Source organism: Methanosarcina sp. 1.H.A.2.2 (assembly GCF_000979975.1).
Classification (GTDB): Archaea; Halobacteriota; Methanosarcinia; order Methanosarcinales; family Methanosarcinaceae; genus Methanosarcina.
On sequence record NZ_JJQL01000016.1, the window covers coordinates 65,074 to 75,562 of the forward strand.

General features: G+C 43.7%; 8 protein-coding genes. 3 read left to right on the forward strand and 5 right to left on the reverse strand.

Translation table 11 applies throughout. The annotated features are described in order from the left end of the window. Nucleotides 1-131: 131 nt before the first annotated feature. Nucleotides 132-1,790 carry a thermosome subunit alpha gene (gene thsA, locus EO93_RS03160; RefSeq protein WP_048161093.1) on the reverse strand — a complete coding sequence of 553 codons (1,659 nt, stop codon included), beginning with the start codon at nucleotides 1,788-1,790 and terminating at the stop codon, nucleotides 132-134. A 1,156-nt stretch (nucleotides 1,791-2,946) separates the two neighbouring features. Here thsA and dnaK point away from each other — a divergent pair. Together dnaK and EO93_RS03170 are read left to right on the forward strand one after the other, a co-directional pair. Next, complete coding sequence (dnaK, locus tag EO93_RS03165; RefSeq protein ID WP_255350192.1) at nucleotides 2,947-4,401, forward strand: molecular chaperone DnaK; 1,455 nt, start codon at nucleotides 2,947-2,949, stop codon at nucleotides 4,399-4,401. Nucleotides 4,402-4,458: 57 nt separating this feature from the next. Further along, on the forward strand, nucleotides 4,459-5,175 hold the full coding sequence (locus EO93_RS03170; RefSeq protein WP_048161094.1) for a J domain-containing protein: 717 nt from the start codon (nucleotides 4,459-4,461) through the stop codon (nucleotides 5,173-5,175). Between the two features lie 61 nt (nucleotides 5,176-5,236). Here EO93_RS03170 and EO93_RS03175 read toward each other — a convergent pair whose 3' ends face one another. The 4 genes from EO93_RS03175 to EO93_RS03190 all read right to left on the reverse strand — a co-directional run bounded on the left by EO93_RS03175 (nucleotide 5,237) and on the right by EO93_RS03190 (nucleotide 9,511). Next, nucleotides 5,237-5,986: a DUF169 domain-containing protein gene (locus tag EO93_RS03175; RefSeq protein WP_048161095.1), complete on the reverse strand. Its 750-nt coding sequence runs from the start codon at nucleotides 5,984-5,986 to the stop codon at nucleotides 5,237-5,239. A gap of 29 nt (nucleotides 5,987-6,015) precedes the next feature. Then, entirely contained in the window at nucleotides 6,016-7,635 is a 1,620-nt protein-coding gene (sepS, locus tag EO93_RS03180) for an O-phosphoserine--tRNA ligase (protein ID WP_048161096.1), read from the reverse strand. A 267-nt stretch (nucleotides 7,636-7,902) separates the two neighbouring features. Then, nucleotides 7,903-8,535, reverse strand: a complete 633-nt coding sequence (locus EO93_RS03185) for a haloacid dehalogenase (protein ID WP_048161097.1) — start codon at nucleotides 8,533-8,535, stop codon at nucleotides 7,903-7,905. 703 nt (nucleotides 8,536-9,238) lie between these two features. Further along, entirely contained in the window at nucleotides 9,239-9,511 is a 273-nt protein-coding gene (locus EO93_RS03190; protein ID WP_048135465.1) for a UPF0147 family protein, read from the reverse strand. 245 nt (nucleotides 9,512-9,756) lie between these two features. Between EO93_RS03190 and EO93_RS03195 the strand changes: the two genes are divergently transcribed. After that, nucleotides 9,757-10,374, forward strand: coding sequence for an Sjogren's syndrome/scleroderma autoantigen 1 family protein (locus tag EO93_RS03195; protein ID WP_048161098.1), 618 nt, complete (start codon nucleotides 9,757-9,759; stop codon nucleotides 10,372-10,374). Nucleotides 10,375-10,489: the final 115 nt, after the last annotated feature.

Consider the following 10,489-nt stretch of genomic DNA (forward strand, 5'->3'; position numbering starts at 1 on the left):
CCGGTGAGAGGCCGGAAACAGGCTTTCAGGCTTAGAATATTTCCTGATTGAACTTTAAAAAAGGAGCAGTAAAGAAACTGCACCTTTTTTGGATTCAATCACTTTTCGGTTTTAACTTATTTTTCAGGAATTTACATCATTCCTGGGGGCATTCCGCCCATTCCCGGCATTCCGCCCATTCCTGGGGGCATTCCGCCCATATCTTCAGGGCCAGGGGCTGCACGGGTAGAAGCTATGATGTCGTCGATCCTGAGGATCATGACTGCAGACTCTGTGGCTGCGTTGATGACCTGGGTCTTGACTCTGAGGGGTTCGACTACGAAGTTCTTCCACATGTCAACGACCTTGCCTTCATAGACATCAAGCCCTGCGGTCTTCATGCCTTTCTCGTGCTGGGAGCGCAGCTCCATAAGCATGTCGATTGGGTCGAGACCTGCGTTTTCTGCAAGGGTTCTGGGGATGACTTCGAGGGCTTCGGCATAGGCCTTAACCGCAAGCTGTTCCCTTCCTTCGAGGGTTGCTGCGTATTCCTGGAGTCTGAGGGCAACCTCAACTTCAGGGGAGCCGCCGCCTGCAACGAGCTTTTCGTCTTCGATTGCAACGCCTACAACGCGGAGAGCGTCTTCGAGAGCGCTGTCAATGCTGTCAACTACATGTTCTGTCCCGCCGCGCAGGAGGATGGTTACGGCCTTGGGGTTGTTGCAACCTGTGACAAAGGTCATGTTGTCGCCGCCAACCTTCTTCTCTTCCACGAGTCCTGCGTATCCGAGGTCTTCGGAGGTGACTTCATCCATGTTGGTGATGAGTTTGCCGCCTGTTGCCCTTGCGAGCTTTTCCATGTCGCTCTTCTTGACTCTGCGGATGGCAAAGATGCCTGCCTTTGCGAGGTAGTGCTGGGCAAGGTCTTCAATACCCTTCTGGCAGAAGACAACGTTTGCACCGCTGCCGATTACCTTCTGGACGATCTTCTTGAGCATCTGCTCTTCCTGGTCAAGGAAAGACTGGAGCTGGTCAGGAGAAGTTATTGAGATTTCGGCGTCTACTTCAGTGTCTTTGAGTTCGATTGCACTGTTAAGGAGGAGGAGCTTTGCGTCCTTGACTTTCTCAGGCATATTGGAGTGGATTCTTTCCTTGTCAATGATCATGCCCTTAATAAGCTCGGAATCCTCGACTCTGCCGCCTACTTTCTTGACAACGCTGATGTTGTCCTTGTCCACTGTCTTCTTCTTTTCGTTTGTGTCCACAACGCTTGTGACAGCGTCCACGGCAATTTCGGAGAGGAGTCTCTTGGAGGCCTCTGCACCCTTTCCGGTCATGGCGGTTTCCGCGATGCTGACCAGCAGGTCATGGTTAGACATATCTACATTCATTGCCAGGGAGTTAAGGACTTCAACAGCTTTTTCGGCTGCCAGCCTGTATCCGGATGCAATGATTGTCGGGTGAATTTCCTGTTCGATTAAGTCCTCAGCTTTCTTTAAAAGTTCTCCTGCGACTACTGCTGCACTGGTGGTTCCGTCTCCCACTTCATCATCCTGGGTCTTGGATACTTCTACCACCATCTTTGCTGCAGGGTGCTCGATGTCCATCTCTTTGAGAATGGTTGCCCCGTCGTTTGTGATGACCACATCACCCATTGCGTCCACAAGCATTTTGTCCATACCTTTGGGACCGAGGGTTGTTCTGACTGCTTCGGCTACTGCCTTTGCGGCCATAATGTTGTTACTCTGGGCATCCCTGCCTCTTGTTCTCTTACTTCCTTCTTTCAAAATGAATATTGGCTGTCCTGCCATGATTTAAATCCTCCATTAGTGTGAATTTGGAATAGCTATGGAATTAAAATCGCATTTTACATGTTTGTACTTCTATATAAACTCATCCCGTAGGTCTCTCTGTAATAAGTGTACTTTGGTATTTGTTTCCTTTAAAGAACAGCCTGGGATGAACTCGTTTTATACCGGATTTCTTTAACAGAAAAGACCAGATTAAAAAGACTCAATCTATATTTCAGTAGTCAATCTTTTTCCAGAATAACCGGAGCAAATAACCCGAAAAATTACCTGGAAATTACGCGGAAAAACAAATGATAAAAACAAATAAGGACAAATAAGCGGAAGCAAAGATATATTCATTTCTCTACCTGGAATACGAAAACAGTGATCTTTTCTCTTGTTAATTTCAGGTTAAAACAGGCAAAAGTAACATGTATCCCGGCACAGAAGTATCAGGTGATACCGACCATTCTCAGGTAAACGGTAAAGCTGTCATGTTTAAGTTATCACATTAAGCTGTCAGGCAATTTTAGCAAGTATCATAATTTAGCAAGTATCATAATTTAGTAAGTATCATAACTTAGCAAGGCATCATAATTTAGCAAGGCATCATGATAATGTACTTAATGTATTACTCTAAAAATAAATCTACTCTCTTCCATGCCTTACCCTAAAATTTATTTAATCAACTACTATATAATCTTACTCCCTCTTTCTTACATAATATTTTTACTTGTTATATCTCGTCACTTACTAACTATTTTTCAACTTCAATTTCAAGTGTAAATATTTAATTCCAATTAATCCTATGTTCTTTTCTGCAACTGCAAAACATATTAGCTGATGTGGAAAATGTGCCTAATTCTCCTTTTTCTATGGTTTTGTGACTTATGTTGTTAATCTTCATGCTTTACCTTTTCTTTGAAAAAGGTTAAGATTTTGACGCTAGATTATTTCTCTCCAGCGAAAACTTTTTTTAATCTAATTTCCTTTGTATTAATAAAAAATCTCAAGAAGAATCTTTTATATCTAAGTAAATATTATATTTTATGTTTGCTCAATATCCGCAATTTAATTCACTATATATACTTATCACATTATTAGAAAACTTAATATCTCTGGAACACATTATAAAATTTTTGGGGGCGCGCCAACGGCAAATATCAGAGGAAAAGTACTGGGCATCGACCTGGGAACCACCAATTCTTGTATGGCGATAATTGAGCTTGGTGAACCCAAGGTCATTACCAATTCCGAAGGAAAAAGGCTTACGCCTTCAGTTGTAGGTTTTTCAAAGAAGAATGAGTTACTTGTAGGAGAGCTTGCAAAAAGGCAGATGATTTCCAACCATGAGAATACTGTCCAATCCATAAAGAGGAATATGGGGAAACCCGATTACAGGGTGTCACTGAATAATGAAAAATATACTCCTCATGGAATCTCCGCAAAGATCCTTCAAAAACTAAAACATGATGCGGAGAAATACTTGGGGGATGCCGTTGAAAAAGCGGTAATTACTGTCCCTGCTTACTTTAACGATTCTCAACGCTTTGCAACAAAAAAGGCAGGCGAACTTGCGGGTCTGGAAGTGCTTAGAGTCATAAACGAACCTACCGCAGCTGCGCTTGCTTACGGCCTGAAAGATGGGATTGATAACCGGAAAATTCTGGTTTACGACCTGGGGGGCGGTACTTTTGATGTTTCAATTCTTAAGATTAAAAACGGAATTTTCGAAGTACTGGCTACCAGCGGGGATACCGAACTCGGCGGCGATGATTTCGACAGGCGGGTTGTTGAACATCTACTTGCCGAGTTCCAGAAGGCTGAAGGCAAGGACCTTTCAGATATGCCGCAGGCGATGCAGCGCATTAAGGAGGCTGCAGAACGCTGTAAGATTGACCTGTCCACTCTCACAACTGCAAATGTTAACCTGCCCTATATTTTTGAAAGTAAAACCCTGGAAATAGATGTAACAAGAGACCAGTTCGACAGGATGACAGAGGACCTTGTTAAGAAAACTTTATCAATTATGGAAAAAACCCTGCAGGATGGAAAGCTTTCTCCTTCAGAAATTGATGAAGTTATTTTTGTAGGAGGCTCTACCAGAATACCTGCTGTAGTGAAAGCTGTAGAAGAGTTCATGGGAAAAAAGGCTCTTCAGAACATTAACCCTGACGAAGTGGTAGCAATGGGGGCTGCTGTTCAGGCAGGAATCCTTGGAAATGAATATCTTAAGTCTCCCAGGGAAGAGGTTGACGCAGGCAACCTTGTGCTTCTTGACGTAACCTCTCTTACACTCGGGTTTGAAACCGTGGGAGATTTGATGGCGCCAGTAATTCCAAGGAATACAACAATTCCCACAAGAAATAGTAAAATCTTTACCACCCATTACGACAATCAGAGGGTCGTGAGAGGGAAAATCCTTCAGGGAGAGGAACGAGCTGCATCAAAAAACGTTACCTTAGGAACGCTTGTTCTCGATAATATCCCCTCTGCTCCAAAAGGCATCCCGCGTATAGAGGTTACATTTGACATTGACGCTAACGGATTAATAAATGCTACAGCCAAAGACCTTGGGACCGGAATCATGCGAAGTGTTACTATAGAAAGGCCAGAAGGTCTCAATGATTAATTGCTTAATCGATTAACGGCTCAATAATAAATATACAGGTTCAGAGGGTGAAAAGCAGTGGACTATTATCAGTTGTTCGATATTCCCAGAGGTGCAAGCCCTGAGGAGGTCGAAGACAGGTATCACTATTTTGCAAAAAAATATCATCCGGACAGAGCTAAGTCCCCTGATGCCCATGAAAAGTTCATAAAGATCAAGGAAGCTTACGAAACTCTCAAAGACTCCCAAAAAAGAACGGCATATGATAGGTCTTTGCCCCCGGAAGAAAAGGCAACTGAAGTTTTTGCCACTCCTGGGAATTCCAATAGCCAGGAATCTGCCCACGACTCTCAGGTTCCGGATATTCCCGATATGCCGTCAGGCTCTAAATCTCCCTTTAGATCGACTACCATTTCCTATGTTCCGTTCAAATCTTCCAGTGATCCTCTGAACTCTGGCCAATCCAATTCCCCTTCCGAATCTAAAACTATTGACTGGTCCAAATATGTCTCTTCCGGAAAGCACCAGGATTCTGAAGACGGAAACCCTTCAGGTAAATCAAACAGAGATGGTGCCGATTGGTCAAGTGTAAAAGTCAGATATGAAGGACTCGTAGAAGAAGTTGATGACAGCAAACGCAAAAAGAGTTTTTCAGTCAGCTCTTTTTTACTGAAAAGTTTTGTCTACGCCCTTGTTTTGATCTTTCTTCTGGGAACCGTTGCAGTTGTTTCTCCGGATCAATTAAAAGCTGTCGGGCTGGAAAGTGTAGTAGACTTATTCGATAAAATAATCTGACAAAAAATTGATCGGTGCCTGTTATTTCTTCGTTTATTTCTTCTTTTTTATCCAGCGCCTCTTAATGAGTTGTTTCGGGAAGTTTTGAAAGTCCTTCTTCAATTTCCTCGACTTTTCCAAAAGCAATCCCGAGGGGAACTTCAAAATCCTCATATCCGCTGTGTTTTCTTGACCCTTTACACCCGAAAGATAAACCCATACCCTGTTCCAGGGCCAGTACAGTACAATCTCCACAGATTGAAGCTGCACCCATTGTGTCCATTACTGTCCTTTTTCCTTCAGAATAGGCATTCGCCTGGACAATGCGCATGGCTTTCTCAGGTTTAAGGAAAAGAATTAACACATCAAAATTACCCCTGTTAAGGGAAAGCGGCTCGATCACTATGGAACAAAATTTTCTCTTTAATCTTGGAAGGGAAAGGGCTGCTTTTTCTGCAGCCTGCATATTCCTGTATCTTCCGGATTTAAGGTAATATTCAGAAGGGCTTTCCTCAGAGAGCCCCAGGACATAGTCTCCGGGAGAGCAGCTCTGTCCGGAAATCCGAAATTTCTCTCCCATGCGGGCTTTCTGCACAAGTTCGCAAAAGAGAAAGCCGGATTTTTCAGGAAGCTCTTCACTTCCTTTTCCGGCTACTTTTTCTTTTGTCTCTGCTTCCTGGAATGGTACTGTTCCCTGGAATGGTACTGTTCCCCGGAATTCTCCTTTTGTATCCCCTTCTTCTATCTCAAAGGTTACACATACAGGCTCTCCAGTTTCCATCAACCTTTTAAGTTCCGGATATCCTGAAAACGGTACTTCTTCTCTTTGCATACGGCCCATTCCTGTTTTTACTGCTTATTTCACTTGAATTCCGCTTTTACGGAGGTGAAGATCGGGCCTCTGAAATCTATTTTTTTATTTTTACCTGTGATATACCGCTGGACAGTAGAGCCTATTTTAATGTTGACTTCAGAGGGGACCTTGACAATTCTTACCCTGACAATATGCTCATCTGCTCCGGACATTGCGGCTTCTTCAATTTCCCGGGCAGCCTGGGCAGCAAAAGCCTCTATAAAACGTATGCCTGCCCTTGCAGAGTGGTTTTCAAAAGCTTTCTGCCATTTCTTGTTATTCGGGATTCCCAGAATGTCCCCCTGATAGGCAACGACCTCATTAAAGGCTGCAGGACCGCAGAGTTTTGTATTCTCTTCTGGTTCGATTACGGAGACTTTTACTTTCCTTCCGCAAATCTCCCCTTCCCAGGCAGGGAACTCACAGGGGCTTGGCTCTTCTCCGTGCAGTTCGCACTGAGAAACGATGCCATCTACAATAGCCTGCCCTTCCGGAGTCTCAGGCATTTTATCTACAAAGACCTGCTTTGCAAGTTCACTGTCAGGCATCTCCCACTCGCTGTACTGCGGAATCTGTGGGTAGGTCAGGGAGCGGACATCGGGGGCATCATGCAGGATCATGGCAAGCCTTTCGACCCCAAGCCCGAGGTTCATGACAGGGTACGGAATATCATATTCTGCGAGGGCTGTTGGAGAGTATATTCCGAAAGTTGCAACCTCAATCCAGCCGTCAGAGTACTTGGAGTTCGAGCCCACGAGTTTCGGGTGGAAGGCAAAGACCTCGATCTGGGTGTCAGGCACATAGTATTTGCTGCGTTTTTCATCGGGCCTGAAGAGGAACTTTTCAAAGCCGAACTGGGAGAGGAGCCCCTGGGCAACGGCTTTTCCGTGGTCTACGGTCACGTCCTCGTCCATGATCACGCAGGAAGCTGAGTAGTAGGTCATGAGCCTTGAGGCATCTTCCTGCTGCTCTCTCCTGAAACAGCGGTCTATCGAGAAGAAGTGGAATGGAGGCTCTTCTCTCTCAAGGAGGGAACTGAGGGAAATGAACCAGCCGCTTGTCATATGGCTGCGCAGCGTTTTTGTGCTTGCCTGGGGTACAAGCTCTTTGAATTCAGGAAAAACCCTTTCAATCATGTCAGCTACAAGGGCATCGGAAACCCCGAGAGCTGCTGAGATCTCGGGAACAAGGTCATCTCCCTCAACCTTCCCTTTTTTGTAAGCGTGGAGTTCTTTCCTGATTTTGTCTATTCCTTCGTCCCCTATGTCGCCCAGGATTTCTGTTACCTGTGCAATGCGCTCGTCAGAAATCCCTACATTGGGGCGGGGTAGCCCTGCAAGATAGAAACAGCGGTCAAGGACTGCGAGGGCTTCGCTTCCGAACTGCTTGTGAACCTCTTTTTCATCAACTATAAGAGGGTTCATCATTTCTTCAAAACCCATGCGCAGATAGGCTTCCCTCAGTTTCTGGATTGTATCATAAACAGGGTGAGCCTTCCCGTATCTCAGGGTAGTTCTCGGGTAGCGTTCGTTAAGGGTAGGTGTTTTGACCATTTTTTTACCCTCGTTCCAGGCAAGGTCAAAATTCTCTTTTGCATCCTTTTTTATTTTTTCTGGATCAAATCTCATGGATATCCTCTTGTAACTGATTATTGGAATTCTGGATCTGTCAGACCCTTACGGTTTTATCGTTTATATGCATATGTTGAACTGCTTGGCGACCCGGCGAAGTGCATTGGACAATGGACTTCAGGTATCGGAGGGCTAAATTGATCTGAGGGTTAAATTGTAATTTAACTACACTAAATAGTAAATGATTTTAGTGGTTATTGTGAAATTTATTTATCTTTCCTTCTCAGCCTGTAGTTCTGCCAGGCTGAAAAGGAGATAATTATCTTACAGTTTGGATTTCAGGCTCTGCATTGCAAGCTCAAGCTTTTTCTGCTGAATTGAGTTTACCACATCGCCGCGTGTTTTTTCTATCAGGGAGCGGGATACATCTGTCTTTCGCCTGAGCCCTCCGGTTATTGCGTCAGGGTAGTCAAAGTCCATAAGGACTGCATGGATATTTTCCATGATCCCTAAAAATACTTCGGCCTTTTCAAAGGAATCTTCCCTGATAAGGTCAAGGACATGTCTCCTGAGTTCTCCCACTACATCTCCAAGCCCGTTAAGATAGGCAGCGTACTCAACTCTCAGTTCATCCGGAGACGGAAGATTTTGTGTCTTTCCTTCGTCTTTTAAAAGGATGTAGAGAACTGAAACTTCCGTATATTCCTGCTGGGCATGTTCTACAAATCCGGCGTGGTAAATATCAGCATGTCCTTCGAACCGTGATTCAAGCTTTTTTAAAGCTCTTCCAGCTGCCTCTATGCTGTTACCGGCTTTTTCAAAGTCCTTCCCATGCAGGGCAAAGCTTGCTGTCCGGCATTCCCTGACAGTTTCCCTTGAAATTTTCAGTCCTTCTTCTCTGATCTTATCTTTAACCTCGAAATTCTCCCTTATCCGTATAGAAATTTCTTTCAGCATTACTTTTGCCCCCCTGTAAGCTTTTTATATTTTTATGGAATGAAGCGTAAAACCCTCAGGTTTTGGCCTGGGGAAGTTCACGATACTGGCTTTCCACCGGTATCAAGTTATTCTCTATTTTTTTACACATTTAGATGTGTTTTCGGTTTTTATATGCTTTTTCAAGCTTCTATGCCTATATCTCAGCATTCCCTTCTAATTGTATTATGTCTATTTTAACTGTATTATGTCTATGGCCTGAACCTGTTGCCCTGTATAGTTTATAATTTTCTTTATTCTGTATAAACTGATTATGAGGTTCTTTATATCTTTATTCCTCTTTTTATCTCTTCTTTCACGTATAAACTCTATACATTTATTATCCTTTTGAAGCCCTGGTCATAGTATGAATTTGAAATTCGATTCAGAAAAAAATCGAGAAAAGATAATAGTTATGTCGAAAAAAAATGAAAAAGGTTTTTACCTTATCGGTATCCCTTATCATTTAAGTTGATTCGAAAAGCAGCTGGAGGCGACTATCTTACTAAGTCGCTTCCCTTCGGCTCTTAGTTTAGAATCAAATAAAGTTCGGGATTTTTAACAGAATCGTCTCAAGAAACGAATCTGAGCGTTTTTCTTTCCGGGAGCCAAATTCTTTCTTTAAGATACTCTCAGAAAAAATCCTTTTTACAGGATTAGAACAATTCTTTTGTTTTCTCTGGCTTTACTCATCTACTGGAATGGTTTCAAGCTGGCTTGAAAGATTCCATATCAGAGTCCTCGTGTGCAGAGGAAGGTTCGGGTCGTTGCTTACATCTTCGAGAATGGAAATGCTTGATGCTGCTCTAAGGAACAGAGGTTCGGAGTCTTTGTTCAGGATATCTATGATTTCATTCACAGAACGCCTGATATTTCTTGGAACTGAAGAGTCACTGGTTATGCTTTCTAGGACATGAAGACATTGTTTGATAACTTCTGCTGAATCATTTGATGACATTTGAATCACCTTCGCAGTCAATTATGATTAAAAATTAGAGCTAATAAATTAGTGTTAGACAGGCTCGTTATATAAAATATTATCGGTAATCCGTGTGCCCGATTGTGTCCGCGTCTTCTCTATACGATTCTGGATACAGACCCTTTTCCGTTTTGTGCATGATAAAGGTAGTTTCATATAGAGGGAGCTACAGGAAAAATCTTATTAAATAAGTGATAAACTGTGCAAAAAGGAATGTTAGGCATATGGATTCTGAAAAAGACCAAAAAGTAAAGCGTATAGCCCGTTTCCTGGAACTCGGAGGCACAATGCTTGCCGAACACTGCAAAGTCTGCGGAGCTCCAAAATTTCGTTATCAGGGCACGGTAATCTGCCCTATCTGTGATGTCCGGGAAGAAAAGGAAGAAACTCCGGCTCCCGAACCTGCGGCAGAAGTCCGGGTCCCAGAAGCCAGATCTTCTACTGAGAGAGACAGATCCTCTTTTGAGACCAGAAATAAAGTACAGGCACGCAGACAGAAAGCAAGGTTCGGGCAAAGAACGCCGGATGCCGAAGATGAAGAAGATGAAGTTCTCCCGTCTGTGGAAGAAGAGATTCCAGAGACTACTTATGAGGCTGAAGAGGTCGGAAGAACGGTTCCTGAAGTTCGGACTGCGCCCGCCGTCCGGGCAGGGAAAAGGACTGCACCATCCATGGTTTCTACAGCTCATGGAGACCGCGATGTGCTGGAAAACCTTCTCTTTAAAAAAATGGTCAGTATCGCAGATTCCCTTCAGGACGAAAAGAATCCGCGCAGCATTGCTGAGCAATTCGAGCTGATCGAAAAAGGCATTGGTCTGGTAGAGCGGCTGAGGCAGGTGTGAACTGCCCCCAGGCTAAACAGGCTGTCCGACAATTACCATCAGTAATAAATAACAACTGTCTATTGTTATACTGCAAAACTTTTTATAACTTTATGAAATTTGCATTATATTCATT